Here is a 21,224-nt window from a genome sequence, read left to right as displayed (position 1 = left end):
GGACCTGTTTTTCACCGGTTGCAGGCATAAAAAAACCCGCCGAAGCGGGTTTTTTATTTCAGGCGTATCGCACGATTACTCGTCGTTACCGCCCAGGCCTGCGTTCAGCAGCTCTGCCAGGCTGGCAGAAGCGTCTTCAGCAGTCACCTGAGGTGCCGCAGGGATTTCACCCGCTGCACGGCGACGCATACGATCCTGGTGGTACGCATAACCGGTACCGGCCGGGATCAGACGACCCACGATAACGTTCTCTTTCAGGCCGCGCAGTTCGTCGCGTTTACCCGCAACGGCTGCTTCGGTCAGCACTCGAGTGGTCTCCTGGAACGATGCCGCGGAGATGAAGGACTCGGTTGCCAGAGAGGCTTTGGTGATACCCAGCAGATCGCGTGCAAAGGTCACGTTGATCTTGCCGTTCGCATCCAGTTCGCGGTTAGCGATCTTAATGCGGGAGTATTCAGCCTGCTCGCCTTCCAGGAAGTCGGAGCTGCCTGCGTTAACGATGGTGGCTTTACGCAGCATCTGACGAACGATAACTTCGATGTGTTTATCGTTAATCTTAACGCCTTGCAGACGGTAAACGTCCTGTACTTCGTTAGTGATGTAACGAGTTACAGCGTACACGCCACGCAGACGCAGGATGTCATGCGGAGACTCTGGACCATCGGAAACAACGTCACCACGTTCAACACGCTCGCCTTCGAACACGTTAAGCTGACGCCATTTCGGAATCATCTCTTCGTACGGCTCGCTACCGTCTACCGGGGTGATAACCAGACGACGTTTCCCTTTGGTTTCTTTACCGAAGGAAATGACACCGCTGATTTCAGCCAGGATTGCCGGCTCTTTCGGACGACGGGCTTCGAACAGGTCAGCAACGCGTGGCAGACCACCGGTAATATCCTTGGTACCGCTGGATTCCTGTGGAATACGCGCCAGAGCGTCACCGGAGCTGATCTGAATACCATCTTCCAGCTGAACAATCGCTTTACCAGGCAGGAAGTACTGAGCCGGCATATCAGTGCCTGGGATCAGAACGTCGTTGCCTTTAGCATCAACGATTTTCAGAGCAGGACGCAGGTCTTTACCACCCGCAGTACGCTCAGCAGAGTCCAGAACGACCAGAGAGGACAGACCGGTCAACTCGTCGGTCTGACGAGTAATGGTCTGGCCGTCGATCATATCGGTAAAGCGAATGAAACCACTCACTTCCGAGATAACCGGCATGGTGTGTGGATCCCAGTTTGCTACGGTTTCACCGCCGGCAACCTGCTCGCCATCACCTTTCGCCATCACAGCACCGTAAGGCACTTTATAGCTCTCTTTGGTACGACCGAATTCGTCGATCAGCTTCAACTCGGTGTTACGAGAAGTGATAACCAGTTTACCGCTGGAATTCACAACCGACTTAGCGTTGCTGAGTTTGATGCTACCTTTGTTCTTAACCTGAATGCTGGATTCAGCAGCAGAACGAGATGCCGCACCACCGATGTGGAACGTACGCATCGTCAGCTGTGTACCAGGTTCACCGATGGACTGTGCCGCGATAACCCCGATAGCTTCACCTTTGTTGATGATGTGACCACGTGCCAGGTCGCGACCGTAGCAGTGAGCACACACGCCAAAGTCAGTTTCGCAACCTACTACGGAACGGACTTTTACGCTGTCAACAGAGTTAGCTTCCAGCAGGTCACACCACTGTTCGTGCAGCAGCGTGTTGCGTGGAACCAGGATATCCGCAGTACCAGGCTTCAGAATATCTTCAGCAGTCACACGACCCAGTACGCGATCGCGCAGCGGCTCTTTAACGTCGCCACCTTCGATAACTGGCGTCATGGTGATGCCTTCCAGGGTGCCACAGTCGTCTTCAGTAACGACCAGATCCTGGGCAACGTCTACCAGACGACGAGTCAGGTAACCGGAGTTCGCTGTTTTCAATGCGGTATCCGCCAGACCTTTACGAGCACCGTGAGTGGAGATGAAGTACTGGAGTACGTTCAGACCTTCACGGAAGTTCGCGGTGATTGGCGTTTCGATGATGGAGCCATCCGGCTTAGCCATCAGACCACGCATACCAGCCAGCTGACGAATCTGTGCCGCAGAACCACGCGCACCGGAGTCGGCCATCATGTAGATGCTGTTGAAGGAAACCTGCTGTTCTTCGACGCCGTCACGGTTAATCACGGTTTCGGTTTGCAGGTTATCCATCATCGCTTTGGATACACGATCGTTCGCCGCAGCCCAGATATCGATAACTTTGTTATAGCGTTCGCCAGCGGTAACCAGACCGGACTGGAACTGTTCCTGGATCTCAGCAACTTCAGCTTCCGCTTCGCTGATGATCTCGTATTTTTTCTCCGGGATGACCATGTCATCAATACCAACGGATGCACCTGAACGCGCTGCGTAAGCAAAGCCGGTGTACATCGTCTGGTCCGCAAAAATAACGGTCGGTTTCAGGCCCAGAATACGGTAACAGGTGTTCAGCATCTTAGAGATAGCCTTTTTACCCAGCGCCTGGTTGACGATGGAGAAAGGCAGACCTTTCGGTACGATCATCCACAGAATCGCACGACCAATGGTGGTGTCGATCAGGCTGGTTTTCGCAACGAATGTGCCCTGAGCATCTTTTTCGTATTCGGTGATACGCACTTTAACGCGCGCATGCAGAGAGGCCAGGCCAGCGCGATAAATACGCTCAGCTTCTTTAGGGCCAGTCAGCACCATGCCTTCGCCTTTGGCGTTAACACAGTCACGGGTCATGTAGTACAGACCCAATACAACGTCCTGAGAAGGAACGATGATTGGCTCGCCGTTCGCTGGGGACAGGATGTTGTTGGTAGACATCATCAGCGCACGCGCTTCCAGCTGAGCTTCAAGCGTCAGTGGAACGTGTACTGCCATCTGGTCACCATCGAAGTCGGCGTTATATGCCGCACAAACCAGCGGGTGCAGCTGGATAGCTTTACCTTCGATCAGAACAGGTTCAAATGCCTGGATACCCAAACGGTGCAGGGTTGGTGCACGGTTCAGCAGTACCGGGTGTTCGCGGATAACTTCGTCCAGGATATCCCAAACGACAGCTTCTTCACGCTCAACCATTTTCTTAGCAGCTTTGATGGTGGTCGCGAGGCCACGCAGTTCCAGCTTGCCGTAGATGAACGGTTTGAACAGCTCCAGTGCCATTTTCTTCGGCAGACCGCACTGATGCAGACGCAGGTATGGACCTACGGTGATTACAGAACGACCGGAGTAGTCAACACGTTTACCCAACAGGTTCTGACGGAAACGACCCTGCTTACCTTTGATCATGTCGGCCAAAGATTTCAGAGGACGTTTGTTAGAGCCGGTGATGGCGCGGCCGCGACGGCCGTTATCCAGCAGGGCATCTACCGCTTCCTGCAGCATACGTTTTTCGTTACGTACGATGATGTCAGGAGCCGCCAGATCAAGCAGACGTTTCAGACGGTTGTTACGGTTGATAACGCGACGGTACAGATCGTTCAGATCTGAGGTTGCGAAACGACCACCATCCAGCGGTACCAGCGGACGCAGATCTGGCGGCAGAACCGGCAGAACGGTCAGGATCATCCACTCTGGTTTGTTACCAGACTGAACGAACGCTTCCAGCAGCTTGATACGCTTGGTCAGCTTTTTACGTTTGGTTTCGGAGTTGGTTTCGTTCAGCTCTTCGCGCAGAGTTTCACACTCTTGCTCCAGATCCATGCTCTTCAGCAGGGCCTGAATAGCTTCCGCACCCATCTTCGCATCGAATTCGTCACCGAACTCTTCCAGCGCATCCAGATACTGCTCTTCAGTCAGGATCTGACGGCGCTCGAGGTTGGTCATCCCGCCTTCGATAACAACATAAGATTCAAAGTACAGCACGCGCTCGATATCACGCAGCGGCATATCCAGCAGCAGGCCGATACGAGATGGCAGAGACTTCAGGAACCAAATGTGGGCAGTTGGAGAAGCCAGTTCGATGTGGCCCATACGCTCACGACGAACTTTAGTCTGGGTAACTTCTACGCCACACTTCTCACAAATGACACCACGGTGCTTCAGGCGCTTGTACTTACCGCACAGGCACTCATAGTCTTTCACTGGCCCAAAAATACGGGCGCAGAACAGACCGTCACGCTCAGGTTTGAACGTACGGTAGTTGATGGTTTCCGGCTTTTTAACTTCACCGAAAGACCATGAACGGATCATGTCTGGCGATGCCAGAGCAATTTTGATCGCATCAAACTCTTCGGTTTTAGTTTGCGCTTTCAGAAACTTTAATAAGTCTTTCACGGATTTGCTCCCGTCGGAGTTAGCACTCTGTGATGCCCGGCGTTAGCCGGGCACCCTGGACCTTTTGAGCAACGATTACTCGTCTTCCAGCTCGATGTTGATACCCAGCGAACGGATCTCTTTCAACAGAACGTTGAAGGATTCCGGCATGCCCGGTTCCATCTGATGGTTGCCATCCACGATGTTCTTATACATCTTGGTACGGCCGTTCACGTCATCAGACTTAACGGTTAGCATTTCCTGCAGGGTATATGCAGCGCCATATGCTTCAAGCGCCCACACTTCCATCTCACCGAAGCGCTGACCACCGAACTGAGCCTTACCACCCAGCGGCTGCTGAGTAACCAGGCTGTAAGAACCGGTAGAACGCGCGTGCATCTTATCGTCGACCAGGTGGTTCAGTTTCAGCATGTACATGTAACCTACAGTTACCTGACGCTCAAACTGCTCACCGGTACGGCCGTCGAACAGGGTGATCTGGCCAGAAGATGGCAGACCGCCGAGTTGCAGCAGCTCTTTAATTTCGGCTTCTTTCGCACCGTCGAAGACCGGCGTTGCGATAGGCATACCTTTACGTAGGTTTTCAGCCAGACGCAGAACTTCATCATCGCTGAAGGTGTTCAGGTCGACTTTCTGACGTACGTCAGTACCCAGATCGTAGGCACGCTGGATGAATTCGCGCAGTTTCGCGACTTCTTGCTGCTGTTTCAGCATGGCGTTGATCTTCTCGCCGATGCCTTTCGCAGCCATACCCAGGTGGGTTTCCAGGATCTGACCGATGTTCATACGAGATGGTACGCCCAGCGGGTTCAGTACGATGTCTACCGGCGTGCCGTTTTCATCGTATGGCATATCTTCGATCGGGTTGATCTTGGAGATAACACCTTTGTTCCCGTGACGACCTGCCATCTTGTCACCAGGCTGAATCTGACGTTTAACGGCCAGATACACTTTCACGATTTTCAGCACGCCAGGTGCCAGGTCATCGCCCTGAGTGATTTTGCGGCGCTTAGCTTCGAGTTTCTTCTCAAACTCGTGCTTCAGCTCGTCGTACTGCTCTGCCAGCTGTTCCAGCTGGTTTTGCTTCTCTTCGTCGGTCAGGCCCAGTTCCAGCCAGCGGTCACGTGGCAGTTTGTCGAGCTTGTCAGCTTCAACGCCACCGGAAACCAGCACGGCATAGATACGGCTGAACAGACCCGCTTCGAGGATCTGCAGTTCTTCAGACAGGTCTTTCTTAGCCTGCTTCAGCTGCATCTCTTCGATTTCCAGCGCACGTTTGTCTTTTTCCACACCATCGCGGGTGAAGACCTGAACGTCGATGACGGTACCGGAAACGCCGTTTGGTACGCGCAGGGAAGAGTCTTTAACGTCAGACGCTTTCTCACCGAAGATTGCGCGCAGCAGTTTTTCTTCTGGGGTCAGCTGGGTTTCACCTTTCGGCGTTACCTTACCAACCAGAATATCACCGCCGGTCACTTCAGCACCGATGTACACGATACCGGATTCATCCAGTTTGGAGAGCGCAGCTTCACCCACGTTAGGGATGTCAGCGGTGATCTCTTCTGGCCCCAGTTTGGTGTCACGAGACACACAAGCCAGTTCCTGAATGTGGATGGTGGTGAAACGATCTTCCTGAACAACACGCTCGGAAACGAGGATGGAGTCTTCGAAGTTGTAACCGTTCCAAGGCATGAACGCTACGCGCATGTTCTGACCAAGCGCCAGTTCACCGAGGTCGGTAGACGGGCCATCAGCCAGCACGTCGCCACGTTCAATTGGCTCACCCAGGGACACACACGGCATCTGGTTGATGCAGGTGTTCTGGTTAGAACGGGTGTACTTAGTCAGGTTGTAGATGTCGATACCCGCTTCGCCCGGGTACATCTCGTCTTCGTTAACTTTGATAACGATACGGGATGCATCAACGTACTGAACGGTACCGCCACGTTTTGCTACGGCAGTAACACCGGAGTCAACGGCTACAGCACGCTCCATACCGGTACCAACCAGCGGCTTATCAGCGCGCAGAGTTGGAACCGCCTGACGTTGCATGTTCGCACCCATCAAGGCACGGTTGGCGTCATCGTGTTCCAGGAACGGGATCAGGGACGCACCGACGGAAACCACCTGCTGGGTGGAAACGTCCATGTAGTCAACCTGGTCGTTGCTGAACAAGCTGGATTCGCCTTTGCTACGGCAGGTAACGAGGTCGTCTACGAAACGGCCTTCTTCGTTCAGGTTGGTGTTCGCCTGAGCGATAACGTAGTTACCTTCTTCGATAGCAGACAGGTAATGAATTTCGTCAGTCACAACGCCGTCAACAACGCGACGATACGGAGTCTCAAGGAAGCCGTATTCGTTAGTCTGCGCGTACACGGACAGGGAGTTGATCAGACCGATGTTTGGACCTTCAGGGGTTTCGATTGGACACACACGACCGTAGTGGGTTGGGTGTACGTCACGTACTTCGAAGCCCGCACGCTCACGGGTCAGACCGCCTGGGCCCAACGCGGAGATACGACGTTTGTGCGTAATCTCAGACAGCGGGTTGTTCTGGTCCATGAACTGAGACAGCTGGCTGGAACCGAAGAACTCTTTCACTGCCGCAGAGATTGGCTTGGCGTTGATCATATCCTGAGGCATCAGGGTATCCAGATCGCCCAGAGACAGACGCTCTTTCACCGCACGCTCAACACGTACCAGGCCAACGCGGAATTGGTTTTCCGCCATTTCGCCTACGGAACGGATACGACGGTTGCCGAGGTGGTCGATGTCATCCACTTCACCTTTGCCGTTACGGATATCGATGAGCTTCTTCATCACTTCGATGATGTCGTCATTGCTCAGGATACCGGAACCTTCAATCTCTTCACGCAGCAGAGAACGGTTGAACTTCATACGACCGACCGCGGACAGATCATAGCGGTCTTCGGAGAAGAACAGATTCTCAAACAGGCTTTCAGCTGCTTCGCGTGTTGGTGGCTCACCAGGGCGCATCATGCGGTAGATCTCAACCAGCGCGCTCAGGCGGTCGTTGGTTGGGTCGACGCGTACAGTTTCAGAAATGTACGGGCCGTGATCCAGGTCGTTGGTGAACAGCGTTTCGATACGCTTGTGGCCTGACTGGCTCAGTTTGGCCAGCAGGTCCAAAGACAGTTCCATGTTCGCCGGGCAAATCAGTTCGCCGGTAGAAGCATCAACGTAGTCTTTAGCCGCAACTTTACCAGCAATGTACTCAACAGGAACTTCGATATGTTTGATATCGTCTTTTTCCAGTTGGCGAATGTGGCGCGCGGTGATACGGCGGCCTTTTTCAACGTACACTTTGCCGTCAGCTTCGATGTCGAAGGATGCGGTTTCGCCACGCAGGCGCTCCGGTACCAGCTCCATCTGCAGCTTGTTGTCACGGATTTCGAAATTAACTTTCTCAAAGAACAGGTCAAGGATCTGCTCAGTGGTGTAGTTCAGTGCGCGCAGGATGATAGTCGCAGGCAGTTTGCGGCGACGGTCAATACGCACGAACAGGTTGTCTTTCGGGTCGAATTCGAAGTCCAGCCAGGAACCACGGTAAGGGATGATACGTGCGTTATACAGCACCTTCCCTGAAGAGTGGGTCTTACCTTTGTCACTGTCGAAGAACACACCCGGGCTACGGTGAAGCTGAGAAACGATAACGCGCTCAGTACCGTTGATAACGAAGGTCCCGTTGTCGGTCATGAGCGGAATCTCGCCCATGTACACTTCTTGTTCTTTGATGTCTTTAACGGTGCCTTCCGGCGCTTCGCGCTCGTAGATCACCAGACGCAGTTTCACACGCAGCGGAGCAGAATACGTCACGCCACGGATTTGACATTCTTTAACGTCAAATACAGGTTCGCCCAGGCGATAGCTCACATACTGCAGCTCGGAGTTGCCGCTGTAGCTTGCAATCGGGAATACGGAGCGGAAAGCTGCTTCCAGGCCGTACTGTCCTTCGGGATCTTGCTCGATAAACTTCTGGAACGAGTCAAGCTGGATAGAAAGGAGATAAGGAATGTCCAGTACTTGTGGACGCTTTCCAAAATCCTTACGAATACGTTTTTTCTCGGTATAGGAGTAAACCATTAGGGTTCCTCAGCTCGCTGACAAGTCGACCCATCTGCCCGTCGAAAGGGGCAGTTTATGCAACACTATTTTGTGGACCGGAAAGTGGAACACTTCCCGCAATACCTGTTTCTATCACTCTTAAACCATTTCATTGCGCTTTACCCCGGAACTCCCGGCGTAGAAAGTCGCAGTATATTAAGGCGTCGATAGAGACATGCATTGAATGGAAACCAGCAGTCAAACAGTGTGAAACGCTACTGGTACCCTACAGCGCAAAAAGGCTGGTGACTAAAAAGTCACCAGCCATCAGCCTAATTACTTAGGCTGCAACCGGAAGGGTTGGCTTATTTAACTTCAACTTCAGCGCCAGCTTCTTCCAGAGATTTTTTCAGAGCTTCAGCGTCGTCTTTGCTCACGCCTTCTTTCAGCGCAGCTGGTGCAGACTCAACCAGGTCTTTAGCTTCTTTCAGACCCAGGCCAGTTGCGCCACGAACTGCTTTGATTACGGCAACTTTGTTAGCGCCAGCAGCTTTCAGAATAACGTCGAACTCAGTTTTCTCTTCAGCAGCTTCAGCTGGGCCAGCAGCAACAGCTACAGCAGCAGCAGCAGAAACACCGAATTTTTCTTCCATTGCAGAGATCAGTTCTACAACGTCCATTACGGACATAGCGGATACTGCTTCAATGATTTGATCTTTAGTGATAGACATTTAAATTGTTCCTGAATATCAGAATAAGTTTATACGTAAGCGAATACTTGATAAAGAAAACTGCGATTAAGCAGCTTCTTTTGCATCGCGTACAGCAGCCAGAGTACGAACCAGTTTGCCAGCCGAAGCTTCTTTCATGGTTGCCATCAGGCGTGCAATTGCTTCTTCGTAGGTCGGCAGAGTTGCCAGGCGGTCGATTTGGGACGCCGGGATCAGCTCACCTTCAAAGGCAGCGGCTTTGACCTCAAATTTTGCATTCGCTTTAGCGAACTCTTTGAACAGACGAGCAGCAGCGCCCGGGTGTTCCATAGAGTATGCAATCAGGGTCGGACCAACGAACGCGTCTTTCAGGCACTCGAACTGAGTACCTTCAACAACACGGCGCAGCAAGGTGTTACGAACAACACGCATGTAAACGCCGGCTTCGCGACCTGCTTTACGCAGTTCGGTCATTTTGTCAACAGTAACGCCACGGGAATCCGCAACTACTGCAGACAGCGCGCCTTTGGCTACTTCGCTGACTTCAGCAACAATCGCTTGTTTGTCTTGAAGATTTAAAGCCATTAGCTTTTGCTCCTGGGTTTTAGCCGGGACAGAAGTCCCGGAACTCACTTCGCGCTTAACCACAATGGAAAAACGCGTCTACATACGGTGAGCAGAAACAAGCTAAAGACTATCTAAAATATTCTTCAGGTTCTGTCACCGTCTACGCAGGGAATTAAGTTTCTTGCGAAACACCTGCGGTCTTGGACGGAGGCCTGGATAAGGCCAGGCTCCAACCGAAAATTCTTTGTGTTCTGCATAAACAGAACAACGGGCGTAAGATATTAGACTAATCTTTCGCCCGCGTAAAGGCGATTATTAGTTCGCCGCTGCGTTCAGACCAGCCTGGTCTACCGCAACACCTGCACCCATAGTGGTGGAGATGCTAACTTTCTTGATGTACACGCCTTTAGCCTGAGATGGTTTTGCTTTTTTCAGCGCAACCAGCAGAGATTCCAGGTTTTCTTTCAGTTTGTCAGCGTCAAAGTCCACTTTACCGATGGTCGTGTGGATGATGCCGTTTTTGTCGTTACGGTAACGAACCTGACCTGCTTTAGCATTTTTAACTGCTTCAGCAACGTTAGGCGTTACGGTACCAACTTTCGGGTTTGGCATCAGGCCGCGTGGGCCCAGAACCTGGCCCAGCTGGCCAACAACGCGCATTGCATCTGGAGATGCGATAACAACGTCGAAGTTCATTTCGCCTTTCTTGATCTGGTCAGCCAGATCTTCCATACCTACCAGCTCTGCGCCAGCAGCTTTAGCTGCTTCAGCGTTAGGACCCTGAGCAAATACGGCTACGCGAACGGAACGGCCAGTACCGTGTGGCAGTACAGTTGCACCACGAACGTTCTGGTCAGATTTACGAGCATCGATGCCCAGGTTAACTGCAACGTCAACGCTTTCAACGAACTTAGCGGTAGCCAGTTCTTTCAGCAGAGCGATAGCTTCGTTGATGTCGTACTGTTTGGTAGCATCAACTTTGTCACGGATCACGGACATGCGCTTGGTCAGTTTAGCCATTTCTTAGTCCTCCACTACCAGGCCCATGGAACGTGCAGTACCTTCAATGGAGCGAGTCATCGCTTCAATGTCGGAACCAGTCATGTCGGCAGCTTTGGTCTGCGCGATTTCCTGCAGCTGAGCGCGGGAAACTTTACCCACTTTGTCTTTGTTCGGCTTACCGGAACCAGACTTGATACCAGCCGCTTTCTTCAGCAGAACTGCTGCTGGAGGGGTTTTGGTAACGAAAGTGAAAGAACGGTCAGCGTAAACGGTAATAACAACCGGAATTGGCAGACCTTTTTCCAGGGATTCAGTTTTTGCGTTGAACGCTTTACAGAATTCCATGATGTTCACACCCTGCTGACCCAGAGCTGGACCAACTGGTGGACTTGGGTTCGCCATACCAGCTGCAACCTGCAGCTTGACGTAGGCTTGTACTTTCTTAGCCATTCTAAAATCCTCTGATTGGGTAATAGCGCCTCAAGAAGGCTCCCCGTGAATAAACGTCTTATGTGTATTGGACACATAAAAACAAAAGGCGCGAAATTGTATGCCAATTTCGCGCCCTGTGCAATGAATAATCGCTGCTTAAACGATCAAATTATCAGGCTTTTTCCACCTGAGCAAAATCCAGTTCAACCGGTGTTGCACGGCCAAAGATAGAAACGGAAACCTTCAGACGGCTCTTCTCGTAATCCACTTCTTCCACGACACCATTGAAATCAGCAAACGGACCATCGCTAACACGGACCATTTCACCTGGTTCAAACAACGTTTTCGGACGCGGCTTATCACCAACCTGCTGCAGGCGGTTCATGATCGCATCAACTTCTTTATCGCTGATTGGCGCTGGACGATCGGAAGTCCCGCCGATGAAACCCATTACACGCGGAACGCTACGTACCAGGTGCCAGCTTGCGTCGTTCATCACCATCTGGACCAGAACATAGCCAGGGAAGAATTTACGTTCGCTTTTACGACGTTGGCCGCCACGGATTTCAACAACCTCTTCGGTTGGAACCATAACTTCGCCGAACAGCTCTTCCATATTGTGGAGTTTGATGTGTTCGCGCAGCGACGTAGCTACACGACCTTCAAAACCGGAAAACGCCTGAACGACGTACCAACGCTTTTTAGGGGCTTCAGACATCTCAGAACCTCAGGCCAGTAATAAAAGATACCAGGCGGACCAGAATACCATCCAGCCCCCACAGAATCAGTGACATCACAGCGGTAACCGCGGCCACGATTAAAGTGGTGTGCAGAGTTTCCTGGCGAGTAGGCCAAATCACCTTGCGTACTTCAGTTCTCGCTTCGCGAGCAAAGGCTACGGTCGCTTTGCCTTTAACCGTCAGCAGTGCAACACCACCTGCCGCTGCAATCAGAATGACCACAGCCAGTGCACGGAGCGGCAGAGTGATATCACGATAAATGTAGTTGCCCACGATTGCCACGAGCAGCAAAACGACTACTGCCAGCCACTTCATCGCTTCGAGGCCACGCCCGCTCCCTTGAGCTTCGGTATTCGCACTCATAAACCAACCTGTCACAATAAATCAGACAAACATTTTTGCCCCGCGCAGGCGAGGCAACCAAACCGAATCGCTCTTTTCAGACACTACCCGGCATAAACGCCATCTTCAGAGCCTGTCTCAGCAATGATTATCGGTAAAAAATCACTGATGAGCCAGGTTCTGGTTCGAAAGCGTACAAAAAGGGCATCAAATGATGCCCTCTTCTTGTGCATTGCGTCAAATGTTATCAGCGATTAAGCGATAACTTTAGCAACAACACCAGCACCAACGGTACGGCCACCTTCACGGATTGCGAAACGCAGACCGTCGTCCATCGCGATTGGGTGGATCAGGGTAACAACCATTTTGATGTTGTCGCCTGGCATTACCATCTCTACGCCTTCTGGCAGTTCGATGGTACCGGTCACGTCAGTTGTACGGAAGTAGAACTGTGGACGGTAGCCTTTGAAGAACGGAGTATGACGGCCGCCTTCGTCTTTGGACAGGATGTACACTTCAGATTCGAACTTGGTGTGTGGCTTGATAGAGCCTGGCTTAGCCAGTACCTGACCACGTTCGATTTCTTCACGTTTGATACCACGCAGCAGAACACCTACGTTCTCACCAGCACGGCCTTCGTCCAGCAGTTTGCGGAACATTTCAACGCCGGTACAGGTAGATTTCGCAGTATCTTTGATACCAACGATTTCAACTTCTTCACCAACTTTAACGATACCGCGCTCTACACGACCGGTAACAACGGTACCACGACCGGAGATGGAGAATACGTCTTCGATTGGCAGCAGGAACGGCAGGTCGATTGCACGTACTGGTTCTGGGATGTAAGAATCCAGGAAGCCAGCCAGTTCAACGATTTTAGCTTCCCACTCAGCTTCGCCTTCCAGCGCTTTCAGAGCAGAACCACGGATGATTGGAGTGTCATCGCCTGGGAAGTCGTACTGAGACAGAAGTTCACGAACTTCCATTTCAACCAGCTCCAGCAGCTCTTCATCATCAACCATGTCGCATTTGTTCAGGAACACGATGATGTAAGGAACGCCAACCTGACGACCCAGCAGGATGTGCTCACGGGTCTGAGGCATAGGGCCGTCAGTCGCAGCAACAACCAGGATAGCGCCGTCCATCTGAGCAGCACCGGTGATCATGTTTTTCACGTAGTCGGCGTGCCCTGGGCAGTCAACGTGCGCGTAGTGACGAGTCGGGGTGTCGTACTCAACGTGGGAAGTGTTGATGGTGATACCACGAGCTTTTTCTTCTGGTGCGTTATCGATCTGGTCGAATGCACGAGCAGAACCACCGTAGGTTTTAGCCAGAACGGTAGTGATTGCAGCGGTCAGCGTTGTTTTACCATGGTCAACGTGGCCGATAGTACCGACGTTAACGTGCGGTTTTGTACGTTCAAACTTTTCTTTAGACATCGATTGTCCCTCTAAGACACGGATAAATCGGTGATATCACCACATCAACCAGGCATATGCCTGAATTAGCTGAATGCATTAACAGAAGAGAAACAGGGAGGAGATAAAGAAGTGGTGCTGATAGGCAGATTCGAACTGCCGACCTCACCCTTACCAAGGGTGCGCTCTACCAACTGAGCTATATCAGCACATCTTGTTGGAGCGGGCAGTGGGAATCGAACCCACATCATCAGCTTGGAAGGCTGAGGTAATAGCCATTATACGATGCCCGCATCCTGGAACTCGGCTACCTGAATCTTTCTGTACTGAATATGAGAGAAGGCCTCTCAGTATTCGAGCCGACAAACTGCTTGTCTATCGTCTCGGGCTTCGCAGTGCGTTGCCGAATATGGTGGTGGGGGAAGGATTCGAACCTTCGAAGTCGATGACGGCAGATTTACAGTCTGCTCCCTTTGGCCGCTCGGGAACCCCACCTGGGGTACTTGATGGTGCCGGCTACCGGAATCGAACTGGTGACCTACTGATTACAAGTCAGTTGCTCTACCTACTGAGCTAAGCCGGCATCAAGTAGCGCGCATTCTAGGAAGAGAGCGCCGCTCATGCAACAAAAAAATCGCATAAAATGCACTACCGCTCACATTTTGCGCTAGATCTCGAAAATATGGTGGCTAAAGCACCAATTAAGAGCAAATTTCCATCGTTTCCGACATTCGTTTTTTCTCGAGTCAGGTGTCTGGCAATGCCTGAATGGCAAATAATAATCCCAGGAAATAAGACTACACGTCTAAAATGGCTCCTGGCCCTCTTCTTTCACTAAAGCGCAACGTGATGTACCCGCCGTAATACATCACTGTTAGTGATTTTTTCTTATCGTTCTCTTCATTCAGGTGTTACCCTCCTGCCCACTGTTGAAAAGTTAAATACGCTGCATACTTTTGATACAGAACGCTGAGTCTCTTACGTTCTGAAATGTAGCGCGTAAATTTTGTCCTGAATTACAGGCAGAAGCATGCTTATGAGTAATAAAGAGCAAATGTTGGCAACAACCCCTTATCTACAATTTGACCGGAGCCAATGGGCAGCATTGCGTGACTCTGTTCCCATGACGTTAACCGAAGGGGAAATCGCCCGGTTAAAAGGCATTAACGAAGACCTCTCCCTGGAAGAGGTGGCAGAGATTTACCTGCCTCTGTCTCGACTGCTCAACTTCTATATCAGTTCAAACCTGCGCCGCCAGGCTGTACTTGAGCAGTTTCTTGGCACCAATGGCCAACGTATTCCCTATATTATCAGCATTGCGGGTAGCGTTGCGGTAGGGAAAAGCACTACAGCACGCGTGTTGCAGGCGCTACTCAGTCGTTGGCCAGAGCATCGTCAGGTTGAACTGATTACCACCGACGGCTTCCTTCATCCAAACAAAGTGCTCAAAGAGCGCAATTTGATGAAGAAGAAAGGGTTCCCGCAATCCTATGATATGCATCGTCTGGTGAAGTTTGTCTCTGATATCAAATCTGGCGCAACCAATGTGACAGCACCGGTATACTCGCATTTGGTGTATGACGTGATCCCTGACGGCGATAAGACAGTTGCCCAGCCGGATATCTTGATTCTGGAAGGGTTAAACGTCCTGCAAAGCGGGATGGATTATCCTCACGATCCGCACCATGTATTTGTTTCTGACTTCGTCGATTTTTCTATATATGTCGATGCGCCGGAAGAGCTATTACAGAATTGGTATATAAACCGTTTCTTAAAATTCCGTGAAGGTGCATTTACCGATCCAAACTCTTATTTCCATAGCTATGCAAAGCTTTCTAAAGATGAAGCTATAAATATTGCAACGCAGCTATGGAGTGAAATTAATTTATTGAATTTAAAACAAAATATATTACCAACTCGCGATCGTGCGAGCTTGATTATGACAAAGAGTGCTAATCATGCCGTTGATTGTGTCAAACTGAGAAAATAATAAAGTGAGGGGGATCCCCCCTCACTTTAATTTGCTCCGCGCAGCGATATCTCGCCACCAACCCAAGCTTTTATTACCCCATTCTGCTCTAGCAACAATCCACCTTGTTCATTAATACCGCGAGATATTCCATGAACCTCTCGTTCACCAATAATGAGTTTTACCGGCCGATTGATAAAGTTATCCAGTTTTTCCCAACGAGGAAGGAACGGTAATAAACTTTCCTGCTCAAAGAGTTGCAATGCCGTCCGTAGCTCTTGAATCAGAGTGACCGCCAGTGTATTTCGATCAATGCGAATACCAGCTTCCTGGAGATTGATCCATCCCTGATTAATCACATCCGTAGCAACATTACGCATCGCAAGATTGATCCCAGCACCGATAACAATTTGCGCGGCATCCCCTGTTTTTCCGGTGAGTTCAACCAGAATACCAGCGAGCTTACGGTCGTTCAGATAGAGGTCGTTTGGCCATTTTACCCTGACGTCTTCAGCACCAAGACGCTGTAATACTTCCGCCATAACAATGCCAATAACCAGGCTGAGTCCAATTGCCGCAGCTGGCCCCTGCTCCAGACGCCAGTACATCGACAAATAGAGATTTGCCCCAAAGGGAGAGAACCACTGGCGGCCCCGTCTGCCGCGCCCAGCCTGTTGGTATTCGGCTATACATGCATCGCCAGACTGAAGGGTATTGAGACGGTCAAGCAAGTACTGGTTGGTAGAATCAATCACCGGGAGTACAGCCACGCTCCCGTTCTCTATTTGTGACTTAATAAAGCCTTCATCCAGTAATTGGATAGGCTCCGGCAAACTATATCCTTTACCCGGCACAGTGAATACATCAATACCCCAGTCTCGCAGAGTCTGTACGTGCTTATTAATAGCCGCGCGGCTCATGCCTAACTGCTCACCCAGTTGCTCACCTGAATGAAACTCACCGTCTGCCAGAATATTTATTAACGTTAACGGTACCCGATTGTCTTTCACGCGATAGTCTCCACGGCGCTGACTTCACCTTTGCCGCCCATAAAACGAACCTCTGGCTCAAGCCAGACATCAAACTTTTCACCTACCTGCTGGCGTACGTAGTGTGCAAGGGCAACAATATCTGCGCTGCTGGCATTTTCTTCATTAATGATGACCAAAGCCTGTTGCCGATGAACCGCAGCTCCACCGATGCGATAGCCCTTGAGCTGGCATTGATCGATCAACCAACCTGCAGCAAGTTTAACGCTGCCATCTGGCTGAGGGTAATGTGGGACGTTAGTGCCGCAGGCAATGAGTTTTTCCGCCTGTTTCGCGCTAATAACGGGATTTTTGAAGAAACTACCAGCATTACCATTCACTTTTGGGTCGGGTAGTTTCGATGTCCTCATATTGCAGACACTTTCAAAAACCTGCTGGGGTGTAACGGTTGCAGGATCCAGTTTAGCCAGGTCACCATAGCTGAGAATTGGCCTCCACATTTTAGGCAAGCGATAACCTACTGCGACAATGGCAAAACGATCCTGGTAGTCATGTTTAAAGATGCTGTCCCGGTAGCCAAAACGGCATTCTTCATTTGTTAGGCGTATTGCCTGACCACTGCTTAGCTCAACGCAATCGACATAATCACATACCTGTTTAATTTCAACACCATATGCACCGATATTTTGAATAGGCGATGAGCCAGCACAGCCGGGGATCAGAGCAAGGTTTTCCAGACCCGGCATACCTTTCTGGAGAGTGTATTCCACGAGAGAATGCCAATTTTCACCGGCACCAACATGCAGTAACCACGCATCATCGGTTTCAATCACCTGAATTCCTTTAATGCGATTAACAATCACCGTCCCTTCAAAGTCCTGCAGGAAAAGGATGTTACTGCCTTCCCCCAGGATAAGTACTGGCTGATTAGCCTGCGACGATTCCGCCCATGCTTCAGTAAGCTGTTGTACAGATTCAGCGATGACAATATGTGCCGCTGTTGCTTGAATACCGAAGGTATTGAAGGGTTTAAGAGAGGAGTTCATGTCAGCCATTTTCCGGAGTAATAACCCGAGTAGTTTACCCGATCCTGTTGGGAATGGCTTGCCTGTCTCAGTAGTACGCACATAGCAAAAGGCCCAGTCTTTCGACTGAGCCTTTTGCTTTTATTTGATGCCTGGCAGTTGTATGCCGGGCTGTCCTGCCCGTCACCCTGCGGGCAGTCTCCGGCTGTGCAAAATCGTTCCTGACGATTTTATCCTGCTCTCTGAGAGTTGAAAGTGGCAGAAACCAGAAAACAAAAAACCCCAGCCATCAGGCTGAGGTTTTCTGTTTTATTTGATGCCTGGCAGTTCCCTACTCTCGCATGGGGAGACCCCACACTACCATCGGCGCTACGGCGTTTCACTTCTGAGTTCGGCATGGGGTCAGGTGGGACCACCGCGCTACGGCCGCCAGGCAAATTCTGTTTATTGACCGTCGCTTTTGCGACCATCAATATAATCCTGAACTAAGCTGAAAATTATTCGTATCATCCTGATACTCACCCCTTCGGGGCCAGCCTCCGGCTGTTCAAAATCGTTCCAGACGATTTTGTCTCTCTAAAAACACCTTCGGTGTTGTAAGGTTAAGCCTCACGGATCATTAGTACTGGTTAGCTCAACGTATCGCTACGCTTACACACCCAGCCTATCAACGTCGTAGTCTTCAACGTTCCTTCAGGACTCTCAAGGAGTCAGGGAGAACTCATCTCGGGGCAAGTTTCGCGCTTAGATGCTTTCAGCGCTTATCTCTTCCGCATTTAGCTACCGGGCAATGCCATTGGCATGACAACCCGAACACCAGTGATGCGTCCACTCCGGTCCTCTCGTACTAGGAGCAGCCCCCCTCAATTCTCCAGCGCCCACGGCAGATAGGGACCGAACTGTCTCACGACGTTCTAAACCCAGCTCGCGTACCACTTTAAATGGCGAACAGCCATACCCTTGGGACCTACTTCAGCCCCAGGATGTGATGAGCCGACATCGAGGTGCCAAACACCGCCGTCGATATGAACTCTTGGGCGGTATCAGCCTGTTATCCCCGGAGTACCTTTTATCCGTTGAGCGATGGCCCTTCCATTCAGAACCACCGGATCACTAAGACCTGCTTTCGCACCTGCTCGAGCCGTCACTCTCGCAGTCAAGCTAGCTTATGCCTTTGCACTAACCTCACGATGTCCGACCGTGATTAGCTAACCTTCGTGCTCCTCCGTTACGCTTTAGGAGGAGACCGCCCCAGTCAAACTACCCACCAGACACTGTCCGCAACCCGGATCACGGGTCTACGTTAGAACATCAAACATTAAAGGGTGGTATTTCAAGGTTGGCTCCACGCAGACTGGCGTCCACGCTTCAAAGCCTCCCACCTATCCTACACATCAAGGCTCAATGTTCAGTGTCAAGCTATAGTAAAGGTTCACGGGGTCTTTCCGTCTTGCCGCGGGTACACTGCATCTTCACAGCGATTTCAATTTCACTGAGTCTCGGGTGGAGACAGCCTGGCCATCATTACGCCATTCGTGCAGGTCGGAACTTACCCGACAAGGAATTTCGCTACCTTAGGACCGTTATAGTTACGGCCGCCGTTTACCGGGGCTTCGATCAAGAGCTTCTCCTTGCGGATAACCCCATCAATTAACCTTCCGGCACCGGGCAGGCGTCACACCGTATACGTCCACTTTCGTGTTTGCACAGTGCTGTGTTTTTAATAAACAGTTGCAGCCAGCTGGTATCTTCGACTGCCTTCAGCTCCACCCGCGAGGGGTTTCACCTAACGACAGCGTGCCTTCTCCCGAAGTTACGGCACCATTTTGCCTAGTTCCTTCACCCGAGTTCTCTCAAGCGCCTTGGTATTCTCTACCTGACCACCTGTGTCGGTTTGGGGTACGATTCAATGTTACCTGATGCTTAGAGGCTTTTCCTGGAAGCAGGGCATTTGTTACTTCAGCACCGTAGTGCCTCGTCATCACACCTCAGCGTTAATAAGAGTCCGGATTTACCTAAACTCTCCGCCTACATGCTTAAACCGGGACAACCGTCGCCCGGCTAACATAGCCTTCTCCGTCCCCCCTTCGCAGTAACACCGAGTACAGGAATATTAACCTGTTTCCCATCGACTACGCCTTTCGGCCTCGCCTTAGGGGTCGACTCACCCTGCCCCGATTAACGTTGGACAGGAACCCTTGGTCTTCCGGCGAGCGGGCTTTTCACCCGCTTTATCGTTACTTATGTCAGCATTCGCACTTCTGATACCTCCAGCAAACCTCACAGTTCACCTTCAACGGCTTACAGAACGCTCCCCTACCCAACAACACATAGTGTCGCTGCCGCAGCTTCGGTGCATGGTTTAGCCCCGTTACATCTTCCGCGCAGGCCGACTCGACCAGTGAGCTATTACGCTTTCTTTAAATGATGGCTGCTTCTAAGCCAACATCCTGGCTGTCTGTGCCTTCCCACATCGTTTCCCACTTAACCATGACTTTGGGACCTTAGCTGGCGGTCTGGGTTGTTTCCCTCTTCACGACGGACGTTAGCACCCGCCGTGTGTCTCCCGTGATAACATTCTTCGGTATTCGTAGTTTGCATCGGGTTGGTAAGCCGGGATGGCCCCCTAGCCGAAACAGTGCTCTACCCCCGAAGATGAGTTCACGAGGCGCTACCTAAATAGCTTTCGGGGAGAACCAGCTATCTCCCGGTTTGATTGGCCTTTCACCCCCAGCCACAAGTCATCCGCTAATTTTTCAACATTAGTCGGTTCGGTCCTCCAGTTAGTGTTACCCAACCTTCAACCTGCCCATGGCTAGATCACCGGGTTTCGGGTCTATACCCTGCAACTTAACGCCCAGTTAAGACTCGGTTTCCCTGCGGCTCCCCTATACGGTTAACCTTGCTACAGAATATAAGTCGCTGACCCATTATACAAAAGGTACGCAGTCACCCCATAAAGAGGCTCCCACTGCTTGTACGTACACGGTTTCAGGTTCTTTTTCACTCCCCTCGCCGGGGTTCTTTTCGCCTTTCCCTCACGGTACTGGTTCACTATCGGTCAGTCAGGAGTATTTAGCCTTGGAGGATGGTCCCCCCATATTCAGACAGGATACCACGTGTCCCGCCCTACTCTTCGAACTCACAGCCTGTGCATTTTAGTGTACGGGAGTATCACCCTGTACCCTGCGACTTTCCAGACGCTTCCACTAACACACAAACTGATTCAGGTTCTGGGCTGCTCCCCGTTCGCTCGCCGCTACTGGGGGAATCTCGGTTGATTTCTTTTCCTCGGGGTACTTAGATGTTTCAGTTCCCCCGGTTCGCTTCATTACGCTATGTATTCACGTAATGATAGTGTGACGGATCACACTGGGTTTCCCCATTCGGAAATCGCCGGCTATAACGGTTCATATCACCTTACCGACGCTTATCGCAGATTAGCACGTCCTTCATCGCCTCTGACTGCCAGGGCATCCACCGTGTACGCTTAGTCGCTTAACCTCACAACCCGAAGATGTTTCACTTCAGATTATGAAAATTTGAGAGACTCGAACATGTCTTAACCTCATTCTTTATTACGGAAGAACGAGACGACATGTCGTTTCAATTTTCAGCTTGTTCCGGATTGTTAAAGAGCAAATACTTCGCAGCACACCGTCACCGGTA

Annotated in this window: 12 protein-coding genes, 4 tRNA genes and 2 rRNA genes; 1 reads left to right on the top strand and 17 read right to left on the bottom strand. The window is 51.2% G+C overall.

From position 1 onward, the window contains the following. Positions 1-75: 75 nt before the first annotated feature. The 13 genes from rpoC to LH23_RS06265 form a co-directional block, all read right to left on the bottom strand. Entirely contained in the window at positions 76-4,296 is a 4,221-nt protein-coding gene (gene rpoC, locus LH23_RS06325; protein ID WP_039289257.1) for a DNA-directed RNA polymerase subunit beta', read from the bottom strand. Between the two features lie 75 nt (positions 4,297-4,371). Then, on the bottom strand, positions 4,372-8,400 hold the full coding sequence (rpoB, locus tag LH23_RS06320) for a DNA-directed RNA polymerase subunit beta (RefSeq protein WP_039289256.1): 4,029 nt from the start codon (positions 8,398-8,400) through the stop codon (positions 4,372-4,374). A 326-nt stretch (positions 8,401-8,726) separates the two neighbouring features. After that, positions 8,727-9,092, bottom strand: coding sequence for a 50S ribosomal protein L7/L12 (rplL, locus tag LH23_RS06315; RefSeq protein ID WP_000028882.1), 366 nt, complete (start codon positions 9,090-9,092; stop codon positions 8,727-8,729). Positions 9,093-9,158: 66 nt separating this feature from the next. Then, positions 9,159-9,656: a 50S ribosomal protein L10 gene (gene rplJ, locus LH23_RS06310; protein WP_002438625.1), complete on the bottom strand. Its 498-nt coding sequence runs from the start codon at positions 9,654-9,656 to the stop codon at positions 9,159-9,161. A gap of 297 nt (positions 9,657-9,953) precedes the next feature. After that, a complete protein-coding gene (gene rplA / locus LH23_RS06305; RefSeq protein ID WP_039289255.1) occupies positions 9,954-10,658 on the bottom strand; it encodes a 50S ribosomal protein L1 in 705 nt (234 codons plus the stop codon). 3 nt (positions 10,659-10,661) lie between these two features. Continuing rightward, on the bottom strand, positions 10,662-11,090 hold the full coding sequence (gene rplK / locus LH23_RS06300) for a 50S ribosomal protein L11 (protein ID WP_008460147.1): 429 nt from the start codon (positions 11,088-11,090) through the stop codon (positions 10,662-10,664). Positions 11,091-11,244: 154 nt separating this feature from the next. Beyond that, positions 11,245-11,790 (bottom strand): transcription termination/antitermination protein NusG, encoded by a 546-nt coding sequence (gene nusG / locus LH23_RS06295; protein ID WP_002438628.1) that lies wholly within the window; start codon positions 11,788-11,790, stop codon positions 11,245-11,247. A gap of 1 nt (position 11,791) precedes the next feature. Continuing rightward, complete coding sequence (gene secE / locus LH23_RS06290; protein ID WP_008460146.1) at positions 11,792-12,175, bottom strand: preprotein translocase subunit SecE; 384 nt, start codon at positions 12,173-12,175, stop codon at positions 11,792-11,794. Between the two features lie 233 nt (positions 12,176-12,408). Continuing rightward, positions 12,409-13,593, bottom strand: a complete 1,185-nt coding sequence (gene tuf / locus LH23_RS06285; protein ID WP_038476797.1) for an elongation factor Tu — start codon at positions 13,591-13,593, stop codon at positions 12,409-12,411. Between the two features lie 112 nt (positions 13,594-13,705). Further along, positions 13,706-13,781, bottom strand: a tRNA-Thr gene (locus tag LH23_RS06280). Between the two features lie 9 nt (positions 13,782-13,790). Next, positions 13,791-13,865: transfer RNA gene (locus tag LH23_RS06275), tRNA-Gly, on the bottom strand. 117 nt (positions 13,866-13,982) lie between these two features. Next, positions 13,983-14,067 (bottom strand) — tRNA-Tyr (locus LH23_RS06270). A 12-nt stretch (positions 14,068-14,079) separates the two neighbouring features. Then, positions 14,080-14,155 (bottom strand) — tRNA-Thr (locus LH23_RS06265). A 453-nt stretch (positions 14,156-14,608) separates the two neighbouring features. Here LH23_RS06265 and coaA point away from each other — a divergent pair. Next, a complete protein-coding gene (coaA, locus tag LH23_RS06260; protein ID WP_039296421.1) occupies positions 14,609-15,562 on the top strand; it encodes a type I pantothenate kinase in 954 nt (317 codons plus the stop codon). A gap of 26 nt (positions 15,563-15,588) precedes the next feature. Here coaA and birA read toward each other — a convergent pair whose 3' ends face one another. The 4 genes from birA to LH23_RS06240 form a co-directional block, all read right to left on the bottom strand. Then, complete coding sequence (gene birA, locus LH23_RS06255) at positions 15,589-16,551, bottom strand: bifunctional biotin--[acetyl-CoA-carboxylase] ligase/biotin operon repressor BirA (protein ID WP_039289254.1); 963 nt, start codon at positions 16,549-16,551, stop codon at positions 15,589-15,591. Beyond that, complete coding sequence (gene murB, locus LH23_RS06250; protein ID WP_039296418.1) at positions 16,548-17,576, bottom strand: UDP-N-acetylmuramate dehydrogenase; 1,029 nt, start codon at positions 17,574-17,576, stop codon at positions 16,548-16,550. Before murB ends, birA begins: the two co-directional genes overlap by 4 nt. Positions 17,577-17,873: 297 nt before the next feature. Continuing rightward, positions 17,874-17,989 (bottom strand): 5S ribosomal RNA (rrf, locus tag LH23_RS06245). A 164-nt stretch (positions 17,990-18,153) separates the two neighbouring features. Further along, a 23S ribosomal RNA gene (locus LH23_RS06240) occupies positions 18,154-21,059 on the bottom strand. Between the last annotated feature and the right edge of the window lie 165 nt (positions 21,060-21,224).

The sequence above is a fragment of the Cedecea neteri genome (assembly GCF_000758305.1).
Taxonomy (GTDB): Bacteria; Pseudomonadota; Gammaproteobacteria; order Enterobacterales; family Enterobacteriaceae; genus Cedecea; species Cedecea neteri_C.
The sequence above is the reverse complement of the archived record's forward strand: the minus strand, read 5'-3'. Positions and strand labels throughout refer to the sequence as shown.